Source organism: Amycolatopsis sp. 2-15 (assembly GCF_030285625.1).
In the GTDB taxonomy this organism is placed as follows: Bacteria; Actinomycetota; Actinomycetes; order Mycobacteriales; family Pseudonocardiaceae; genus Amycolatopsis; species Amycolatopsis carbonis.
Genome location: NZ_CP127294.1, coordinates 6,212,339 through 6,231,322, shown reverse-complemented (window position 1 = coordinate 6,231,322; position 18,984 = coordinate 6,212,339). Strand labels below are relative to the sequence as shown.

The window sequence follows — 18,984 nt, the reverse complement described above, 5'->3', positions numbered from 1 at the left end:
ATGACGGACGGCTGTGGCGGCCATCGAGCGGGGGACGGGGAGCGGAGGGTGGATCGGTCGAACGGGTCAGGCTTCGGCGGACTTGCGCAGGCGCGCGGCCCACCTTTCGAGGTAGCCGGCGAGCACGATGCGGATCAGCACCGACGCCTTCATCGGCGGTGCTTCGTCGAACTGGGGAGCGGGACGGGGCGGGGTCGCGGTCGCCGTGGCGGTCGCGGCGGGTGCCGCTCCCGCCGTGGCGGGAGCGGCCGAGCCGTTGACCGCCGGCGCGGGAGCGGCGGCCACGGCCGGGGCTTCTTCCCCGGCCTCGATCCGCTGCCGCACCCGCGAAGCCAGCTCGCCGACCATCCGCCCGGACACATCCGACATGATGCCCCGGCCGAACTGCGCGAGCTTGCCGGAGATGGTCAGGTCGGTCTCGAGCGCGACGTGCGCTCCGCCTTCGGCCGGCGTCACGCGCATGGTCGCCTTGGCTTTCGCCGTGCCGGCGCCGCGGGTGTCCTTGCCGTCGGCCACCAGCACGGCCACGCGGGTGGCGCCGTCCTTCTCCACGATCTTCGCGACGCCCTGGTAGGCGGCCGTGACCGGGCCGACCTTGATCTTCACCTTGCCGCGGTAGGAGTCGTCGCCCAGGTCCTCCACGAGCTCGGCGCCCGGGAAGCAGGCGGCGACGTTGTGCGCGTCCTGGAGGAAGGTGAAAACCTCGTCCGGGTCGGCGGCGACGTCGAAGGAGTTTTCGATGAGCATCTGGCGCCTTTCAGTCCTGGTCGGCGCTGGTCGACTCAGCGCGGTGAATGGCGTCGACGATGCGCGCCGGGGTGATCGGCGCGCGTGTCACGCGGGCCCGCAGCGGCCGCAGCGCGTCCTCCACGGCGTTCGCGATGGTGGCGGGCGCCGGGATCGTGCCGCCCTCCCCCGCGCCCTTCACCCCGAGCGGGTTGAGCGGGCTGGGGGTCTGGATGTGGAACAGCTCGACCGGCGGTACCTCGGTGGCCGACACGAGCGCGTAGTCGAGGTAACTCGTGGCCTGCGGCTGGCCTTCGACGTCGTACACCGGCTCCTCGTACATCGCATTGCCGATGCCGTGGGCGAAGCCGCCGAGCACCTGGCCGTCGACGAGCAGCGGGTTGATCACGTTGCCGCAGTCGTGGCCGATCACGTACTTGAGGATCTCGATCTCGCCGGTCTCCGGGTCGACCTCCACGAGCGCGGCGTGCGCGCCACTGGCGTACGCGGCGCGCTCCGGCGAGAAGTAGCTGGAGGTCTCGATGCCGGCCTTGATGCCGCGCGGCATCGTGATGCCGTGCTTGCCGATGTTCGCCGTCTGCGCGAGCTGTTGCAGGGAAACGGACTTCTCCAGGTCCCCGCCCAGGCAGGCCTTGTCGCCGACGAAGTCCACTTCGGACGCGTCGCAGCCGAGCAGCACAGCCGCGGTGTCGATCAGCCGCTCGCGCATCTGCTTCGCCGCGTCCATCACCGCCGGCCCGCAGGTGGCCGTGATGCGCGAGGCGAACGTGCCCTGTCCGAACGGGATCCGGCTCGTGTCGCCGGTCTTGACCTCGATGTAGTCCATGTCGAGCCCGATGCCGTCGGCGGCGATCTGCGCGTAGACGGTCTCATAGCCCTGGCCCTGCCCCGCCGCCGCGAGCGTGACGAGGATGCGGCCCTTGTTGGTCAGCCGGATCTTCGCGCCCTCGTACGGGCCGAGGCCACAGCCCTCGATGTACACCGAGAGCCCGATGCCGACGTAGCGGCCTTCCTCGCGCAGCTTGGCCTGCCGCTCGCGCGCCTCGGTGTAGCCGATGCGCTCGAGCGTGCCTTCCAGCAGCGTCGGGAAGTCCCCGCTGTCGTAGGTGAGCGGGCTGCCGTCGCGGAACATGATGCCGACCTTGTACGGGAACTCGTCGGCCTGGATCAGGTTGCGGCGCCGCACGTCCGCCGGGTCGAGCCCGAGGTGCTCGGCGATCCGGTCGATCATCCGTTCCATCACGAACACCGCCTGCGGGCGGCCCGCGCCGCGCACCGACGAGGTCGGGACCATGTTCGTGTAGCACGCGCGCAGCTCGATCTCGATGTTCGGCACGTGGTAGGGGCCGGGCACGGTCGAGGTGGTGATCGACGGGACCTGCAGGCCCGCGCAGTAGGCGCCTTGGTCGTGCTCGATCACGTCCTTGACCGCGAGCAGCAGCCCGTTGTCGTCGAACCCGACGTCGACGCGGTGGGTCTGCGAGCGCTCCATCATCGAGGTGACCATGTTCTCCTGGCGGTCCTCGACCCACTTCACCGCGCGGCCCAGCTTCATCGCGACCCACGGGATCACGACCTCTTCGCCGTAGAACTGCGCCTTCGGGCCGAAGCCACCGCCGACGTCCGCCGGCGCGATCACGCGGATGTCGTCCTCGGCCATCTCGTAGATGACCGACAGCTGCTGGCGCGCGTAGTGCGGAGCCTGCGTGGTGTCCCAGATGGTGACCTGCCCGGTCGCCATCTCGAACCGCGCCGCCACACCGCGCGTCTCCATCGAGTGGCCGCCGCCGCGCATCACGAAGAACTCTTCGGACAGCACGTTCGGTGCCTCCGCAAGCGCCTTCGCCGCGTCGCCCGCGCTCTGGGTGAGCAGCACGGCGACGTTGCTCTCGTCGCCGGAGTGGGCCAGCGGGCCGTTCTCCTGCAACGCAACGGCCGTGGAGGCGACCGCGGGCAGCACCTCGAAGTCGACCTCGATGAGCTCCAGCGCGTCCTCGGCGATGTACCGCGACTCGGCGACCACGACGGCAAGCGGCTCGCCGACGTAGTGCAGTTCCTGCGGCGGCATCGGCAGGCGCGGGTAGTCGCGCAGCTGCGGGTGCTGCACCTTCGGCGCCAGCGGCTTCTGGATCTCCATCAGGTCGGCGCCGGAGAACACCGCGACCACGCCGGGCAGCGTGAGCGCCTCGGTGGCGTCGAAGGAGAGGATCTTCGCGTGGGCGTGGGGCGAGCGCAGGAACGCGGCCGCGAGCGCGTCGGGCAGGTCGAGGTCGTCGAGGTAACCGCCGTGACCGGTCAGCAGGCGCTCGTCCTCGCGGCGCTCCACGCGCCGGCCGATCATCGTGCCTTCGGGGACCAGGGTGTCGCTCATGCGTTGCCTTCCTTTCCGGCCGAGGCTTCAAGCACGGACTTCACGAGGCCGGTGTAGCCGGTGCAGCGGCAGATGTTGCCGGACAGCACCTCGCGGGCCTGCTCCTCGGTCGTCACGCTCTCTTCGCGCAGCGCGGCCGTGACACTCATCAGGAAGCCGGGCGTGCAGAAACCGCACTGCAACGCGTGGTTGCGTTTGAACGCGCACTGCAGCGGCGACAGCTCGCCGTCTTCGGCCAGCCCCTCGACGGTTTCGACCTGGGCGCCGTCGGCCTGCACGGCGAGCATGAGGCACGAGCGCGTGGCCGCGCCGTCGACGATCACCGTGCACGCGCCGCACACGCCGTGCTCGCAGCCGAGGTGCGTGCCGGTGAGGCGCAGCTTCTCGCGCAGGAAGTCGGCGAGCGTCATCCGCGGGTCGACGACGGCCTCGTACTCGCGGCCGTTGACCGTGCAACCCACGGTGTGCGTCTCGTCCTGGGTGCGGGTGGGGAACTCCGTCGCGTGGTCACGCACGGCTGGCCTCCAGCTTTCCTCGGATGTCGGCGAGCGCGCGCTTGACCAGGACGCCGGTGAGGCGGCTGCGGTACTCGGCGCTCGCGTGGATGTCCCCGGTCGGGTCGACCTGCGCGCGGGCGGCGGCCTCGACGTCGGGCCACAGGTCCTCGTTCAGGGACGCGCCCGTCACCAGCGCCTCGACGTCGGTGAGCCGGTGCGGGGTGGGGGCGACGCCCGCCGCGGCGACACGGCACGTGGTGACCACGCCCGCGGCGTCGACCTCGCACACCGCGGCCACACCGGCGAGCGCGAAGTCGCCGCGCCGCGTCGCGAACTCGCGGAACGACGAGAACTGGTTCACCGGCGGACGCGGCACGCTGACCTGCAGCAGCAGCTCGTCGGGTTCGAGCGAAGTGGTGAGGTGGAAGAGGAAGAACTCCTCCGCCGGCACCTCGCGCACCCCGCGCGACGAAGCGATCGTGAACGTCGCGTCGAGCACCGAGAGCACGCTCGGCAGCTCCGCCGCCGGGTCGGCGTGGGCGAGGCTGCCGCAGATCGTGCCGCGATTGCGGATCTGCGGGTGCGCGACCTGCGCCAACGCTTCGGTGAGCACCGGCAGCAGCCGGGCAGCTTCTTCAGATCGTTCAACCCGGCGCTGGCGCACGAGCAGCGGGATCGTGATCCGCGTGTCGCCGAACGTCGGCTCGGCGTACTCGGCGCCGAGGCGGTTCACGTCGACCAGGTGCTCGAAGCGCGCCAGGCGGAAGTTGAGCATCGGCATCAGGCTCTGGCCGCCGGCCAGCACCTTCGCGTCGTCGCCGTAGACCTGCAGCGCCGCGAGCGCCTCGTCGAGGCTGCGGGGCGAGTGGTAGGTGAACCTGCCGGGTTTCATGCGGTCTCCGTGCCGGTCGTGCCGGTCTTGAGGTGCGCCCGCACGCGCTCGGCGAGCGCGGGCCGTTCGATCAGGGACATGTGCCGCAGGCCGGTCTGGACCTCCAGGTCGGCACCGGGGATGCCGTCGGCCAGCGCGGCCGCCATCTCCGGCGGCGTCGCGTAGTCGTGCTCCCCGACGAGCACGAGCGTGCTCGCGGTGACCGACGGCAGCAGCGAGCGGGAGTCCATCTCGCCCATCGCGATCGAGGCAGCGGCGTGCGCCTCGCTGTTGGTACGCAGGAAGATCTTCACGATCCGGTCGGCCTCGTTCGGGTTCGCCTCGCGGAACTCCGGGGAGAACCAGCGGTCCAGCTGGAACGCGACCTGCTTCGAGCGCGGCACGGACACGGCCTTCTCCGCGCGCTCGGCCCACACCTGCGGCGCGTCGTCGCCGTAGTACGCCGTGGTGTCGGCGAGCACGAGCGAACGCACCCGGGCTGGGAACCGGCCGGCGAAGTTCACGCCGACGCTGCCGCCCATCGACAAGCCCAGCAGCGACACGGTCTCGAGTCCGAGTGCGTCGAGCGCGGCGCCGAGGTCGTCGGCCAGGTCGGCGATGGAGAACGGCTTGCCGTCCCACGAGGACTCGCCGTGGCCGCGCAGGTCGAACGCGAACACCTGGAATTCGTCGGCGAGCGCTTCGGCCAGCGGCGTCCACAGCTCGCCGGAGGTGGCGAGCGGGTGCAGCAGCACCACGGGCTCGCCCGCGCCCCAGCGGCGGACCGCCAGCGGGCCCGCGGTCGAGGTGGACGGAATCATGCGGGCCTCCGGAAGATCTTCTCGGCGTTGGTGCGCAGGATGGCCTCGGTGTCGCTTTCGGACAGTCCGGCGTCCAGCACGGTGTGCACGGGGCGCGGGTCGCCCAGCGCGAACGGGTAGTCGCTGCCCAGCACCACGTGGTCGGAGCCGACGAGCCCGGTGAGGAAGCGGATGGCGGGCGCGGACAGCGCGACGGTGTCGTAGACGAAGTCGCGCAGGTAGTCCGACGGCTTGTCCCGCTCCAGCTCCCCGGCGAACGCCTCCTTGGTGCGGTAGCCGCCGTCGAGCCGGCTCGCCTGGTACGGCAGGAACCCGCCGCCGTGCACGAGGATCAGCTTGAGACCGGGGTGGCGGTCGAGCAGGCCGTGGAGGATCAGCTCGGTCACGGCGACGGTGTTGTCGATCAGCCGGCCGTGGACGTTGCCCATGGTGCCGAGCGTGGCGAGCTCACCCGAGGGCCCGTACGTGGGCGGGTGCAGCACCACCGGGATCTCCTCGCGCGCGGCGACCGTCCACAGTGGCTCGAAATTCTCCTCGTGCGGCGCCGAGCCGGTGAGCGGGTCGGTGCTCAGCATGACGCCGGTGAACTCCGGGCGCTTCCACACCTCCAGCAGGTCGGCGGCGGCCTGCTCGCCGTCGTCGGTGGCCACGGACGCCAGCGCGGTCGTGCCGCCGCCCAGCTCGGCCACGGACTCGGCCATCGCGTCGTTGACCGTGCGGGCCCAGTCGCGCGCGGCCGGCGGTTCGAGGAACGCCGACTGGATGTCCATCCACGGCGAGATGACCTGGGTGGCCACCCCCGTCTGCCCGCGCCAGCCGGCCCGCGGGCCGGTCTCGTTCATCCGCGCGCCGATCGGGCGGGTCTCGCCCATGCCGGGCACGTCGACGACCCAGCCCTTCTCCGTGCGCCGGGCGCTGAAGCCGCACGCGGGCGCCTTCTCGAGCGCCGCGAGCAGCGACGGCGGGACGATGTGCGCGTGCGTGTCGAGAACCGGGTAGGGGACGATCTCGTCGCTGTCCGTCCGACTCACCTCTCAGTGCCGAAGACCACGTGTGGGAAAACTCGCTGGTGCTCGACGCTAGGTGGCCAGGACAGGGGCAACCAGCGCGCTTTGCTGTCGGCCCCGGTAAGCAGTTCTTACAGCGGCCCCCTCGCGCGAGCAGTGCCCGGCGTGATGCGATGACCGCAGCCCGGCACCACAACCGGGTGACAGCGAAAGGCGGGTGCCCGTTGACGGGGACAGGACTTCCGCGGCGCAATGTCGTCGTGGCCATCACCGGGGCGAGCGGTGCGTGTTACGGCGTGCGCATTCTGCAACTGCTCCGCGAGCGCCCGGACTTCTCGACGCACCTCATCCTGTCGAAGGCCGGGATCGTGACGCTGCGCCACGAGTGCGACCTGTCCGCCGAGGACGTGCGTGAACTGGCCGACGTCACGCACCGGCCGGGCGAGATCGGCGCGACCATCGCGTCGGGCTCGTTCCCCGTGGAGGCCATGGTGGTGGCTCCGTGCTCGATCAAGACGCTCTCGGCCATCGCCACCGGCTACACCGACGACCTGGTCGCCCGCGCCGCCGACGTGTGCCTCAAGGAGGGCCGGCCGCTGCTGCTGATGGTGCGCGAGACGCCGCTGCACCTCGGGCACCTCAAGTCGATGACCGCCGCCGCCGAAGCGGGCGCCATCATCGCGCCCCCGGTCCCGGCCTTCTATTCTCGACCCGAGACGATCGACGACCTGGTGGACTTCACCGCCCGCCGCGTGCTCGCCAGGGTGGGCCTGTGGGAGCTCGCTCCCCCGGCGTGGGACGGTGACGTGACCAGGCGCAAAGACGCTCTCACCCACGGTGGCTGACGGCGGGACCGCGCGAACGGCCGGGAAAGGACTCGAGTGCTCGAAGCTCGGCGACTGCAGATCTTTTCGGCGGTGGCCGAACGCGGCTCGTTCACCGCGGCCGCCGAAGCCCTGTTCATGACCCATTCCGCCGTGTCGCAGCAGATGGCACTGCTGGAACGGCAGCTGGGCGTGCCGTTGATGATCCGCGGCCCGCGCGGCATCGCGCTCACCGACTCCGGGCGCATCCTCGCGGAGCGCAGCACGGGCCTGCTCGGCACGATCGCGAACATCGAGCAGGAGATGGCCGACCTCAAGGCGCAGCAGTCCTACGTGCGCCTCGGCGCGTTCCCGACCGCCGGTGCGGACCTCATTCCGCGGGTGGTGCGCACGTACCAGGAGCGCTACCCGGACACGAAGATCGTGCTGCGCTCGGCCCACGCGTCCGACATGCCCGCGAACCTGCGCGACGGCTCGATCCACCTCGGCCTGGCCTGGGACTACGACTTCGACCCGCGCTCGGTGCCCGCCGACATCGAGTGGATCCACCTGGCCGACGACCCGCTGTGCGTGCTCGTGCCGGTGGACCACCCCGTGGCCGGCGAGTCCGAAGTGGAGCTGCGCGAGCTCGCGGGCGAGAGCTGGGTAGTGCGCAGCCACCGCCCGCCGTACGACGAGGCGTTCACGACGCTGTGCCGGCTCGCCGGGTTCGAAGCGGACATCGGCTTCGCCACGGAGGACTACCTGTCGGCGCAGGGCCTGGTGGCGGCGGGCGTCGGCATCAGCGCGGCGCCGCGGCTCGCGCTGGTGGCGCTGCGGCCCGACGTCGTCGCCGTGGACATCGCCGGTCCCGCGCCGCGCCGGCGCATCGCGGCCGTCCGGCTGCTCAACGCGAGCCACCCCCCGGCCGCCCAGCAGATGCTCGACGTGCTGCGCGCGGCCACGACCCCCGAGGAGACCCCGTGACCGTGCCGGACGAAACCGGCGACCGGCCCGGCACCGACGTCCTGCGCCGCATTCTGCGCGACGGGCGCACCGAGATCTCGCTCGTGGACCGCATCGTCGAGGACCTCGCGGTGCAGATCATCGACGGCCGCCTGCCGCCGGGTGCCGACGTGAACTCCGTCGAGCTCGCCCGCCGCTACACCAGCAGCCGCACGCCCGTGCGCGAAGCGCTGCTGACGCTGCAGCGCGAAGGCCTCGTGGACATCCCCGCCCGCCGGCGCCCCCGCGTAGCCCCGGTGACGCTGAGCCAGGCGCGTGAGATGTACGAGATCCGCGCGAGCCTGCACGGCCTGGTCAGCGAGCTGATCGTGCGCAACGCCCCCGACAGCGCGCTCGACGTGCTGGACAAGTGGCAGGCCCACCTGCGCGACGACGCCGAACGCGGCGACGTGGACGACTACTTCTGGCACAACGTCACCTTCCGCCAGGCCGAGGCGGAGGTCGCGGGCAACCACCAGCTCACCCGCCTGCTCGGCTCCCTGGGCCTGCGCACGCTCCAGCTGCGCCACGTGAGCCTCTCGCTGCCCGGCCGCCTCACCCGCTCCGTGGACGACCACGAGCGGCTCCTGGAGGCCTACCGCGACCGCGACGCCCCGCTGGCCGTGGCGCTCACGAAGTCCATCATCACGGCCGGGCTGCAGGCGATCGAGGAGTCCGGCTGGTCCGGCCTGCAGGTCGAGCGCTCCCCCGGCCCCCTCGACTCCTGACTCCCGCCCGTCCGCCCTGTATGGTGCGCCACGGCCACGGAGCCGGAGGTTCCGGGCGAGGCCGAGCCGGCCGGACGCGGGTGACCGGCGCCTGTGCGCGGGTCGGGGCCTCGCGCGCACAGACGGCGGTTACGCGCGCCCGGCCGGGAAGCCAGGCAACCAACGCGACCGAGCCAACCAGGGCCTACACCTGACCGGACCGTTCGATCGCCCGGTAACCCCGCAGCACCAGCGAACGGCTGACCGCGGCGGCGAGCGGCGCGTCGCGGTCGGCGTAGGCGTTGACGAGGCGCTCGTGGTCGGCGACCGAGTGCAGCAGCCGGCCCGGCAGCGACAGGCTCAGGTGCCGGAAGCGGTGCATCTGCAGGCCCAGCGAGCTCAGCCGCCGCTGCAGCTCGCCGTTCTGCGAGAGGCTCGCCTCGGCGTTGCGGAACCCGACGTTGTGCCAGAAGTAGCCGTGGACGTCGCCGCGTTCGGCGTCGTCGGCCAGCACCTTCTGCCAGCCGCGCAGGCCGTCGATCTCCTCGTCCGTGGCGCGAGCGACCACGAGCTCGCTGACCAGCCCGTAGAGGCTGCCCCGGATCTCGTAGATCTCCCGCACCTGCCGCATGTCCACCGGCGAGACGTACGGCCGCCGCCGCGGCGGCACGATCACCAGCGACTCCCGTTCCAGCAGGAGCAGCGCCTCCCGCACCGGGGTGCGGGAGGTGCTGAACCGCCGGGCCAGCTCGGCCGAGTTGACCTCGTGGCCGGGCCGGAGCCTGCCCTCCACGATGCTCGTGGCGAGCTCGCGGAAGATCGTGAACGCGAGCGACGAGTCGCCGTCGGACCCGCGCAACGCGCTGAACAACAGCTCCTTCCGCAGGTCCTCGACGCCCGCGTCGGTCACTAGCCGAGCACCTCGGGCCAGCGCCTGGTCACCGAAGCGACCAGGTCCTCGGTCGACTCGGCCACCGCCGGGAAGTCCGCGAGCCGCTCGAACGGCCGGCACGCGTCGATCACCGCGCGGCTGTTGAACGCGATCTCGCCCGGCAGCGTCAGCGGGTCGACGCGGCTACCCCACGTCCGCTTCATGACCTCGATGTCGAGCTCGGGGTTGGTGCGCCCGCACATCGCCCACACGACCTCGCCGAGGTCGCGCGGGTTCACGTCGTGGTCCACCACCACCGTGAAGCGGTTCATGTACGCGGCGTTCGGCAGCTGCGCCGTGAGGTACGCGGCCTGGCGCGCGTGCCCCGGGTACTTCTGCTCGATCGCCACGATCAGCAGCGAACGCCCACCACCGGCCTCGTGCGCCCACACCCCGCGCACGCCGGGCAGCCCGGTCTTGCGCAGCGAGTCGGTGATGATCGCGGACTTCATCACGGTGCGCATGTACGAGTAGTCGTGCGGCGGCTTGCCCGGAGGCGCCCCGAGCAGGATCGGGTCGTCGCGGTAGTAGACCTTCTCGATGTCGATCGCGAGGATCGGGTCCTTCGACCCGGAGTAGTACCCGGTCCACTCGCCGAACGGCCCCTCCGGGCGCGTGTCGGCCGGGCGCACCCAGCCCTCGATCGCGATCTCCGCGTCGTGCGGCAGCGGCAGCCCCGTGGCCAGGCCCGCGATCGTGCGCACCGGTGAGCCGGTCATGGCCCCGACGTAGTCGTACTCCGACACGTCGCCGGGCACCTCGACGCCCGCCGCCACCAGGTAGGCCGGGTGGTGGCCGAGCGACGCGGCGATGGGCGCGCGGCCCTCGGCCTCGAACCAGCGGCGCAGGTGCTGCGCGCCGTGTTTGCCCGCCTCGATGTTCACGGTCGCCGAGCGGCCCTCGTCCTGCACCTGCATGCGGTAGGCGCCGAGGTTGATCCGGCCGGTGTCGTAGTCGCGCGTGACCACGGCGCAGCCCGTGCCGATGTAGCGCCCGCCGTCACCCTCGTGCCAGCGCGGCACGGGGAACTTCAGCAGGTCCGGCTTGTCGTCCACATGGGACAGCAGCGGGCCGTCGGTCACCGTGACCGCGCGGAACTCGGCGGCGTTGGCCGCCCACTGGCCCGGCTTGACCGCGAGGGTCTCCATGAGGTCCTCGTCGGTGTTGTCCCAGCCGAGACCGAGCACGGAGCCGAGCAGCCGCGGGTTGCTGACCGAACCGGACAGCACGCGCGAGCCCGCGGAGTAGTCCTTGATGGAGTCGAACAGCATCGCCTTCGGCTTGCTGCGCCGGTAGTTGACCTGCGAGAGCGCGCCGATCTCCAGCTCCCAGTGGGCGCCCTCGATCGGCTGGACCTCGCCTTCGCGCTCGGCTTCGGCGAGCCAGCGCCGCAGGTCGGGACCGGTGTCGTTCATGCTGCTCCTCGTCGCGTGTCGGCCTGGAAGTACTCGGTGGCCGCTCGGGCGGTGATCACGTCGGCGTACTTCTGGTTGAGGTCGAACAGGCTCACCCAGTGCGACGCCTCGAACCGGTCGAAGCACAGGTCGCCGACCACGCCCACGCGATACCCGCGACTGCACGCGTCGACCACGGTCGAGCGCACGCAGCCGCTGGTGGCCTCACCGACCACGAGCAGCGTGTCGTAGCCCCCCGCCCGGAGGATGGTGTCGAGCGGGGTCTCGAAAAAGCAGCTCGGTCCGATCTTCTGCAGCACGATGTCACCGTCGGCCGGGGCCACCTCGGCGACGATGGCGTTGCCGTCCACCGCGCGTGGCTTCGGCGCGAGCGCCGGAGCCGGTTTGCGGTTCCACCGCCCGTATTCCGGTGGTGTGGCGTGGAAGTACGCCACGCGCACGCCGGCGTCGCGAGCCGCCCGCAGGAACGGTGCGGTGCGGTCGACGACCTCCCAGCCGGCGTCCCCGCACGAGCTGGGCCAGTCCGCGACCGACTCCACGATGCCGGCGCGCGGCAGGCCGAGCGCGGCGTAGTAGAGGTCGACGGCGACCACGAGCGGGCGCGAGCCGAGGCCGAACGGCGCCTGCTTCGCCCACGACGTGGCCGAAAGTACAGCTCGGTCGCGCTCGGTCAGGTAAGGCGCCCAACCGTCCTCGAACACGGCGTCGGCGGTCTTCGGCACGGTCATGCCGCCGCCAGCGTGCTGTCGATGTACTTCGTGACGTCCGCGGGCGGAGTCGACTTCGCGTTGTGCGCCGCTTCGTCGAACGCCTGCTTGATCACCTTGGGGTCCACCTCCGGGGTCTGCGACCACACGGTGAGGAAGAAGTCGTACGCGTAGTTGGCCAGGTCGTCGCTCTGCACCCCGCTGTACTTCTTGATCGCCTTCACGGTCTCGGGCTTGTGCGAGCGCAGGTACTGCAACGACTCGGCTTCAGCGGCGTAGAACCGCTTCACCGCTTCGCGGTTGTTCTGGAGGAACTTGCTCTGCACGGTGTACGCGCCGAGCGGGAACTGCAGGTCAGCCAGCGAAGCCAGGCGGTGTGCGCCCTTCTCCCGGCTCTGCGTGCCGTTCGGCGGCTGGGTCAGCAGCGCGGAGACCGCACCGCTGCCGAGCGCCGCGACCTCGGCGGGCACGCTCTTCACGAACACCGCCTGCACGTCCTCGCGCTTCATGCCGTTGGCCTCGAGCAGGTCCGTCAGCCCGAAGTCGCTCTGCGACCCCGGCGAGGAGATCGCGACCTTCTTGCCCTTGAGGTCCTTGATCGTCTTGACGTCGGGGCTGGCCCACATCTCGAGGTTGTAGTGCGGCTCGGACATCGCGACGTACTTGAGGTCGGAGCCCTTCATGATCGCGGCGGCGGAGTCCGCCGCGACGCCGACCCCGATGTTCACGCTGTTGCTCGACAGCGCGGCCACGAGCTGCGAGCTGTCGTTGAGCCGGTTGAGCGTGACCTTGAGGCCGTGCTTGGCGAAAATGCCTTCGTCCTGCGCCACGTACAGGTCGGAGTAACCCGCGCCCAGCGCGGTGTAGCCGATGGTGATCGGCAGGGCTCCGTTGGCGTCGGCCTTGACGGGGGCGGTGCCGACGCCCTTGCCGGCACAGCCGGTGAGGACGAGCGCCAGCGCCGCGGCGGTCGCGACCGCCGAGATGATCTTCTTGTTCACTGCGAACCTGCCCAGTGGGTGAAGCGGCGTTCGATCATCCGCACGGCGCCGTTGAGCAGCAGTGCGACGACGGCGAGGATGACGATGCCGGCCATGGCGTTGTCCATGTTGAAGTTCGAGGTCTGGGTCTGGACGAAGTACCCGAGGCCCTGGCTCGCGAGGAACAGCTCCGCGACGATCGCGCCGACCAGCGCGCGGCCGACCGCGAGGCGCACACCGGCGAGGATGTACGGCAGCGTCGCGGGCAGCGCGATGGCGTAGAAGAACCGCAGCCGCGGCGTGCAGAACACCGTGGCCACGCGGGTGTAGTCGCTGTCGAGGTTCCGCACGCCCGCGGTGATGTTGATGATGAGCGGCAGGATCGCGGCCCAGATGATCACCAGGATGCGCGAGACGTCGCCGATGCCGAACCAGAAGATGATGATCGGCAGGAACATCACGTACGGCACGGAGTAGAGGATGTTGACCATCGGCTCGGTCATGTCGTGCAGGATCTTGCTGCGGCCCAGCACGAGCCCGACCGGGATGCCGACCACGAACGTGATCAGCAGGCCCCACAGGAGCTCGAGACCGGTCGCGCCGAGCGCGGGCCAGATGTCGCCCGAGCCGAACAGGTCGATCTCGGACCCGACGATGCGCGTCGGGCTGCTGCTGAAGGAGACGTCCACGAGCCCGGTGGCGGTGCACACCTGCCACAGCACCAGAACGATGACGAGCCCGGCCGCGCCGAGCAGGCCGCTACGCCTGCGCTGTACCCAGGCGGACAGTCCCCTGGACTGCGCTGCCGCGGCCGGCCCGGGCGTGCTCGGCGGCCTGGTCAGAGTTGACGCCGTTGTCATGGTTCCTCGCTGAGTCTTCCGAAGCTGCGGATTCCGGGGCAGGGGCTGGGGTTTCGGTCTTCTCGGCCGGCTTGTGGTGCAGCGCCTCGAGGATCTGGTCGCCGTAGGCGAGGAACTCGGAGCTGCGCCGCCAGGCCGCGTCCCGCGGGCGGGGCGCGTCGATCTTGACCTCGAGGGCGACCCGGGCCGGGGACGGGGAGAACACGAGCACGCGGTCGGCCAGCAGCACCGCCTCGTTCACATCGTGGGTCACGAACATCGCGGTCTTCTTGGCGCTGACGGTGTCCGCCTGCCAGATGCGCAGGAGCTCGTCCTGCAGGTTCTCGCGCGTCTGCGCGTCGAGCGCACCGAAGGGCTCGTCGAGCAGCAGCAGGGTGGGGTCGGTGGCCAGGGCCCGCGCGAGGTTCACACGCTGCTTCATGCCGCCGGACAGCTCGTGCGGGTACTTGCCGGCGACGTGGGACAGGCCCACGATCTCCAGCAGCTCCTCGGCCCGGGCGCGGACCTCCCGCGTGAGCCGGCCCTGCACCTGCGGTCCGAAGAGGACGTTGTCCAGCACCGTCCGCCACGGGTAGAGCGAGGCGTGCTGGAACACCAGCGATCGTTCGGGGCCGGGTCCCTTGACGGCCTTGCCGCCCACCTCGAGCGCACCGCCGGCGACCGGGACCAGCCCGGCGACGGCTTCGAGGAACGTGGTCTTGCCGCACCCGCTGGGTCCGACGATGACCACGAACTCCTCGTCCATGATCTGGAGGTTGAGGTCGAGGACCGCCGTGGAGAACGCGTTGCCGCGCCGGGCCTTGTGGCCCAGCAACAGGTCACGCGCGTCCAGACATACATTCGACGAGGTCATCGGCCGACCGCCACCCCAACCGGTCGGACTTCTGGGTTGCTCACTACTGCTCCTCCTTGCTGATGGCTGCACTGCTATTCGCAAGGTGTCGACACTTCGGGAGAGTCTCTGCCCCAGCCCAGGCTGTGTCAAGGGTCGCAGTGAGACGATCGCCATGATCGAGCGAGAAAAAGATCTTCCCCAGCAAGGAAAATTCCTGGTCACGCAAGCGAAGCGGCTCGTCGATTCCCCTCGGTACGGATCGGCCCGTTATCGAGGTGTCATTGGCGGCGAGGCTTCAACTGTCGACACTAGCCACTTCGTTCGACTGCCAGCGGGCCGCGCGCAGCAGCGCGACGGCCGTGGCGAAGGCGCCTTCGAGGTCGTGGACGAGGCCGCCGAGCACGTCGTCGATCCCGCGCAGCCCGGCGCGCTCGATGAGGGTCTTCTCGTTCGTGACCCACTCGCCCCGCGCGGCGAGCACGGCGTGCGCGGTCTGCAGCGCCGCGATGCCGACCGACGCCGCGGTCTCGGTGGTGTGCCCGCGCTCGACGTGCGCGCTCTTCGCGTAGCCGAGCGTCTGCTCCGCCGAGGCGCGCCAGAACTCCGGCGCGCTCTCCTGCAGCGCCGGCGGGTACTCCGGGCGCGGCAGGGTGCCGCGCAGCACCTTGTTGATCGCCAGCTCGGCTACGACGAGGTAGCTCGGGATGCCGGCGAGGTGGAACGCGAGCGGCTCCCAGTGGAACCGCCCGGCCCGCGCCTCGGCCACCTCGTGCTCCACGGAATCCAGGTCGCGGTAGTGGACGTCGACGCGCCGGCCGTCGATCGTGAGCCACGCGCCGCCGTTGAACACGCCGCCGCCCCACTCGCCGAGCTCCGACACCTCGCCGGGGTAGCCGAGCGCGCGCAGGTCGCCGGGGTCGAACGCGCCGCGGTAATAGACCGCCACGTCCCAGTCGCTGTCCGGGCCGGCGCTGCCCTGGGCGCGTGACCCGCCCAGCGCGACCGCCTCGACCCCGGGCAGCGCACCCAGCACGTCGGCCACCTGGTCGGCAAACATTTTCCCGTTGTTGTCCGGCATCGTCCGAACATGCCATGAACTCGGCGGATGATCGTTACGATTTCGCCACTTTCCGCACTCGACCTGGGGGTCCCCACACATGCACCGCTTCCGCGCGCCCGTGGCGCTCGCCGCGGCCGCCACCGCGTTCGCGCTGGTCGCCGCACCCGCGACCGCGGCCGCCACGCCGTTCACCTCGACGATCTTCAAGGCCACCCACAACAGCTACTCCGGCGATGTGGACGGCGCGAAGGGCTCGATCACCTACCAGCTCGACCACGGCGTCCGCTTCGTCGAGTTCGACATCCACGACAACGGCTACGCCACCACCCACGACTACGGCGTCGGGCACGGCAGTCCGGGCGACCTCGTGGACCACGCCGGCAACCCCGCGTCGAACAACCTGCGCGACTGGCTCGCCGTGGTGAACACCTGGTCGGCCGCGCACCCGACGGCCGCGCCGATCGTGGTGATGCTCGACCTCAAGGACGACCTCACCGACAACCCGTCGTTCGCCGCCGGCAACCTCGGCGCGGTGAACCACGAGCTGCAGACCGCGTTCGGCCCGCGATTGCTGCTCGCCAAGGACTACCCGGCCGGCGCGACGACGGACTCCCTGCGCGGCAAGGTGCTCACGCTCCTCTCGGGCGAGAGCGGCACGCGCGCCGAGTACCGCCGCGACGTCGGCTACCACCCGGCGGTGGCGATCAACGGCCGCGGCCAGGTCGTGGAGGTGCACGACTCCGGCGCCGGCGCGCTCTGGTACTGGACCGGCACGTACGGTGCCGACGGCCTCGTGTCGTGGAACCGCCACGGCCGCTACGACAGCGGCCAGACCCCCGCGCTCGCGCTCGACGACTCGGGCCGGCTCGTGGAGGTCCACCAGTCGCAGACCGCTGCCACGCTCTGGTCCCACACGGCGAAGCTCGGCGCCGACGGCGAGCTGACCTGGTCGGCGAGCCAGAAGTACGACAACGGCGTGTCCCCCACCGTCGCCTTCACCGGCACCGGCGTGCGCGAGATCCACCGCAGCCAGACCTCGAGCCAGAACTGGCAGTGGCAGGGCGCGCTCGACGCGTCCGGCGCCGTGACCTGGAGCGGCAACGCGAAGACGTCGGACGCGCTGTTCCCCAAGGCGACCGGCACGGCGGGCACCCGCCGGGTGACCGTGTCGACCGGTGCCGACGGCCCGACGCCCGCCCAGACCCTGCGGTATGCCACCGACCGCGTCAGCGGCGAGCGCGTGCGCTACCCGCAGCTCGCGTTCGACGAGTACCAGAAGGGCGACCCGGCCGAGCTGCAGCAGGACGCGCTGTTCTACGGCGCCCCCGCCACGGAGTCGGCGTTCATCACTTCGGCCCGCCAGAGCGGGCACCTGGTCCGCGGCTGGGACTTCGACTCGGCGGGCCTGGCCACGAACCCGCCGGCGAACTACGCGGCGACCAACCACCCGTGGGGCGCGTGGTACCAGACACTGGCCTCGGGCGCGGCCCAGTAGAGGGGCGCAGTAGCCGGACCCCGTCACCCGGACACGGCACGCGCGCGACGGGCCGGGCTCCCGCACCCCGACGGTGGGAGCCCGACCCTGTCCCCGCAAGTGCCCGCGCCGATCACTGTCCCTGGCCGCCGTTTCGGCTCGCCGTGACCGGCGCCGCACCACGTTTCCGGTGTCACCCGGTGGTCCGCGCCCAGCGGGAAGTCAGTGCGGTAACGCCACCTGGTGCGTCGCCACCGGACGCGGAACATCCCGTGCCGCAGTCCGTTCCGGCCGTTCCGCCGTGCTTTGGGCTCTCGCCGGGACCCGCGTGCAGTGCCGCTCGAACCGCTCCATCAACACGGCGGCGACCATCAGGACCACGGGTGTACCCAACGCGAACCACATGCAGTCTGTGGTACCCAGCCGCGCCGCGACCGAACCGGCTTCTGCCCCGTCCGGGGGATTCGCGTTGCCGGGCACGGAAACCGGCGTTCACGCTGCCGATCTTCGCCGTCCGGGTCATGATCGACAGGTGAGCGGGCGGCCAGCAGCGAACTTCGGCATCTGGTTCTTCGGCGCGCTGGGCGGGATCCTGTGGGGCTACGACACAGGGGTCATCTCCGGCGCGTTGCTCTACATCGGCCGCGACATCCCGTTGAGCCCCATCGTGCAGGGCATGGTCGTCTCCGGGCTGCTGGCCGGGTCGATGGCGGGCGCGGGCCTCGCGGGCCGGCTGGCCGACTCGCTGGGCCGGCGCCGGATGATCCTCGGCTCCGGGGTGGTGTTCATCGTCGGCACGGTCGGCGCGGCCTTGTCGGGTGCGGCGCCGATGCTCGTGGCTTTCCGGTTCGTGATGGGCATCGGCGTGGGGATCGCGTCGGTGGTGGTGCCGATGTAGCTGTCGGAGCTGGCGCCGAAGGAGGTGCGCGGCAAGCTCACCTCGTTGATGCAGCTGCTGGTCACCGTCGGGATCCTGGTCGCCTACATCGCCGACTACGCCCTGTCGGGCTGGGGCGCGTGGCGATGGATGATCGGGCTGGGCGTGGTGCCGGCCGTGCTGCTCGTCGCCGGCATCTACACGCAACCCGAGAGCCCGCGCTGGCTCGCGGTCAACAAGCACGACGAACGCACGGCCCGCACGGTGCTCACGCGGTTGCGCGGCAGCGAGGACGCGGCCGACGCCGAGCTGGCCGACATCCGCGACGGCGCCCGCGACGAGGCCGAACGCGCGGAACCGTTGCGGCTGCGGATGCTCACGGGCGGACGGCCGCGGAAGGTGTTCACGGTCGGGATGCTGCTCGTGTTCTTCCAGAACTTCGTGGGCATCAACACGATCATCTACTACGCGCCCACCCTGCTGACCAACGTCGGGTTCGGCTCGTCCGGCGCGATCCTCGCCAACGTGGGCATCGGCGCCGTGAACATGCTCATGACGCTGCCCGCGATGCGACTGATCGACCGCGCGGGCCGGCGGCCGCTGCTGCTCGTGGGCGCGCTCGGCATGTGCGCGGCGATGGTGCTGCTGGCCGTGGTCAACCTCGGCGGGATGACGAAGGGACCGCTGCTGCTCGGCCTGACGCTGGCCGGGATCGCCGTGTACGTCGCGTCGTTCTCGGTGTCGTGGGGCCCGGTGCAGTGGGTCGCGCTGCCGGAGCTGTTCCCGTTGCGGATCCGCGCGGCGGCCGTGAGCGTCTGCGTGGTCTTCAACTGGTTGTTCAACCTCGCGGTCGCGCTCGTGTTCCCGCCGCTGCTGGACGCCTTCGGGGCCGGGCTCAACTTCCTGTTCTTCGCGGTCATGACCGCGCTCGCGTTCGTGTTCGTGTGGCGGCTGATGCCGGAGACGAAGGGCCGCAGCCTCGAGGACCTCGAACGCGACCTCGTGGGTGCGTAAGC

Annotated in this window: 17 protein-coding genes and 1 pseudogene; 5 read left to right on the top strand and 13 right to left on the bottom strand. The window is 71.0% G+C overall.

Annotated elements, in window-relative coordinates; genetic code table 11:
* Window positions 1-66 precede the first annotated feature (66 nt).
* Genes QRX50_RS30845 through QRX50_RS30820 form a run of 6 tightly spaced genes read right to left on the bottom strand, consistent with a single transcriptional unit; the run spans window position 67 to window position 6,338 of the window.
* Window positions 67-747 (bottom strand): SRPBCC family protein, encoded by a 681-nt coding sequence (locus tag QRX50_RS30845; RefSeq protein WP_285966626.1) that lies wholly within the window; start codon window positions 745-747, stop codon window positions 67-69.
* Between the two features lie 10 nt (window positions 748-757).
* Entirely contained in the window at window positions 758-3,118 is a 2,361-nt protein-coding gene (locus QRX50_RS30840; protein ID WP_285966625.1) for a xanthine dehydrogenase family protein molybdopterin-binding subunit, read from the bottom strand.
* Window positions 3,115-3,633, bottom strand: coding sequence for a (2Fe-2S)-binding protein (locus QRX50_RS30835; RefSeq protein ID WP_434533159.1), 519 nt, complete (start codon window positions 3,631-3,633; stop codon window positions 3,115-3,117). Before QRX50_RS30835 ends, QRX50_RS30840 begins: the two co-directional genes overlap by 4 nt.
* Window positions 3,626-4,507 (bottom strand): FAD binding domain-containing protein, encoded by an 882-nt coding sequence (locus tag QRX50_RS30830; RefSeq protein ID WP_285966624.1) that lies wholly within the window; start codon window positions 4,505-4,507, stop codon window positions 3,626-3,628. Before QRX50_RS30830 ends, QRX50_RS30835 begins: the two co-directional genes overlap by 8 nt.
* Complete coding sequence (locus QRX50_RS30825; protein ID WP_285966623.1) at window positions 4,504-5,307, bottom strand: alpha/beta fold hydrolase; 804 nt, start codon at window positions 5,305-5,307, stop codon at window positions 4,504-4,506. The genes QRX50_RS30830 and QRX50_RS30825 overlap by 4 nt, the downstream gene beginning before the upstream one ends.
* Entirely contained in the window at window positions 5,304-6,338 is a 1,035-nt protein-coding gene (locus tag QRX50_RS30820; RefSeq protein WP_285966622.1) for an amidohydrolase family protein, read from the bottom strand. Before QRX50_RS30820 ends, QRX50_RS30825 begins: the two co-directional genes overlap by 4 nt.
* Before the next feature lie 176 nt (window positions 6,339-6,514).
* On the opposite strand from QRX50_RS30820, the gene QRX50_RS30815 reads away from it, so the two are divergent.
* Genes QRX50_RS30815 through QRX50_RS30805 form a run of 3 tightly spaced genes read left to right on the top strand, consistent with a single transcriptional unit; the run spans window position 6,515 to window position 8,850 of the window.
* Window positions 6,515-7,159, top strand: a complete 645-nt coding sequence (locus tag QRX50_RS30815; protein WP_491700782.1) for a UbiX family flavin prenyltransferase — start codon at window positions 6,515-6,517, stop codon at window positions 7,157-7,159.
* A gap of 36 nt (window positions 7,160-7,195) precedes the next feature.
* On the top strand, window positions 7,196-8,104 hold the full coding sequence (locus QRX50_RS30810; RefSeq protein ID WP_285966620.1) for a LysR family transcriptional regulator: 909 nt from the start codon (window positions 7,196-7,198) through the stop codon (window positions 8,102-8,104).
* Window positions 8,101-8,850, top strand: a complete 750-nt coding sequence (locus QRX50_RS30805; RefSeq protein ID WP_285966619.1) for a GntR family transcriptional regulator — start codon at window positions 8,101-8,103, stop codon at window positions 8,848-8,850. The genes QRX50_RS30810 and QRX50_RS30805 overlap by 4 nt, the downstream gene beginning before the upstream one ends.
* 184 nt (window positions 8,851-9,034) lie before the next feature.
* Here QRX50_RS30805 and QRX50_RS30800 read toward each other — a convergent pair whose 3' ends face one another.
* The 7 genes from QRX50_RS30800 to QRX50_RS30770 all read right to left on the bottom strand — a co-directional run bounded on the left by QRX50_RS30800 (window position 9,035) and on the right by QRX50_RS30770 (window position 15,635).
* Entirely contained in the window at window positions 9,035-9,739 is a 705-nt protein-coding gene (locus QRX50_RS30800; RefSeq protein WP_285966618.1) for a GntR family transcriptional regulator, read from the bottom strand.
* The gene (locus QRX50_RS30795; RefSeq protein ID WP_285966617.1) at window positions 9,739-11,175 is read right to left on the bottom strand and encodes a UbiD family decarboxylase; all 1,437 of its coding nucleotides are present in this window, start codon (window positions 11,173-11,175) and stop codon (window positions 9,739-9,741) included. Before QRX50_RS30795 ends, QRX50_RS30800 begins: the two co-directional genes overlap by 1 nt.
* Entirely contained in the window at window positions 11,172-11,903 is a 732-nt protein-coding gene (locus tag QRX50_RS30790) for a cysteine hydrolase family protein (protein WP_285966616.1), read from the bottom strand. Before QRX50_RS30790 ends, QRX50_RS30795 begins: the two co-directional genes overlap by 4 nt.
* Entirely contained in the window at window positions 11,900-12,883 is a 984-nt protein-coding gene (locus tag QRX50_RS30785) for an ABC transporter substrate-binding protein (RefSeq protein WP_285966615.1), read from the bottom strand. The genes QRX50_RS30790 and QRX50_RS30785 overlap by 4 nt, the downstream gene beginning before the upstream one ends.
* Window positions 12,880-13,584, bottom strand: coding sequence for an ABC transporter permease (locus tag QRX50_RS30780; protein ID WP_285966614.1), 705 nt, complete (start codon window positions 13,582-13,584; stop codon window positions 12,880-12,882). Before QRX50_RS30780 ends, QRX50_RS30785 begins: the two co-directional genes overlap by 4 nt.
* A 37-nt stretch (window positions 13,585-13,621) precedes the next feature.
* Entirely contained in the window at window positions 13,622-14,575 is a 954-nt protein-coding gene (locus QRX50_RS30775) for an ABC transporter ATP-binding protein (RefSeq protein ID WP_285966613.1), read from the bottom strand.
* A 277-nt stretch (window positions 14,576-14,852) separates the two neighbouring features.
* Window positions 14,853-15,635, bottom strand: coding sequence for a nucleotidyltransferase domain-containing protein (locus QRX50_RS30770; RefSeq protein WP_285966612.1), 783 nt, complete (start codon window positions 15,633-15,635; stop codon window positions 14,853-14,855).
* Between the two features lie 79 nt (window positions 15,636-15,714).
* Here QRX50_RS30770 and QRX50_RS30765 point away from each other — a divergent pair, with 79 nt between their 5' ends.
* Together QRX50_RS30765 and QRX50_RS30760 are read left to right on the top strand one after the other, a co-directional pair.
* Entirely contained in the window at window positions 15,715-17,112 is a 1,398-nt protein-coding gene (locus QRX50_RS30765) for a PI-PLC domain-containing protein (protein ID WP_285966611.1), read from the top strand.
* A gap of 382 nt (window positions 17,113-17,494) precedes the next feature.
* Window positions 17,495-18,982 (top strand): annotated as a pseudogene (locus QRX50_RS30760) (sugar porter family MFS transporter).
* Window positions 18,983-18,984: the final 2 nt, after the last annotated feature.

Excerpts from the sequence above, each read along its gene's own strand:
- QRX50_RS30845 (WP_285966626.1), bottom strand. The coding sequence starts at position 747 with ATGCTCATCGAAAACTCCTTCGACGTCGCCGCCGACCCGGACGAGGTT.
- QRX50_RS30840 (WP_285966625.1), bottom strand. The coding sequence starts at position 3,118 with ATGAGCGACACCCTGGTCCCCGAAGGCACGATGATCGGCCGGCGCGTG.
- QRX50_RS30830 (WP_285966624.1), bottom strand. The coding sequence starts at position 4,507 with ATGAAACCCGGCAGGTTCACCTACCACTCGCCCCGCAGCCTCGACGAG.
- QRX50_RS30825 (WP_285966623.1), bottom strand. The coding sequence starts at position 5,307 with ATGATTCCGTCCACCTCGACCGCGGGCCCGCTGGCGGTCCGCCGCTGG.
- QRX50_RS30795 (WP_285966617.1), bottom strand. The coding sequence starts at position 11,175 with ATGAACGACACCGGTCCCGACCTGCGGCGCTGGCTCGCCGAAGCCGAG.
- QRX50_RS30790 (WP_285966616.1), bottom strand. The coding sequence starts at position 11,903 with ATGACCGTGCCGAAGACCGCCGACGCCGTGTTCGAGGACGGTTGGGCG.
- QRX50_RS30775 (WP_285966613.1), bottom strand. The coding sequence starts at position 14,575 with ATGACCTCGTCGAATGTATGTCTGGACGCGCGTGACCTGTTGCTGGGC.
- QRX50_RS30770 (WP_285966612.1), bottom strand. The coding sequence starts at position 15,635 with ATGCCGGACAACAACGGGAAAATGTTTGCCGACCAGGTGGCCGACGTG.
- QRX50_RS30765 (WP_285966611.1), top strand. The coding sequence starts at position 15,715 with ATGCACCGCTTCCGCGCGCCCGTGGCGCTCGCCGCGGCCGCCACCGCG.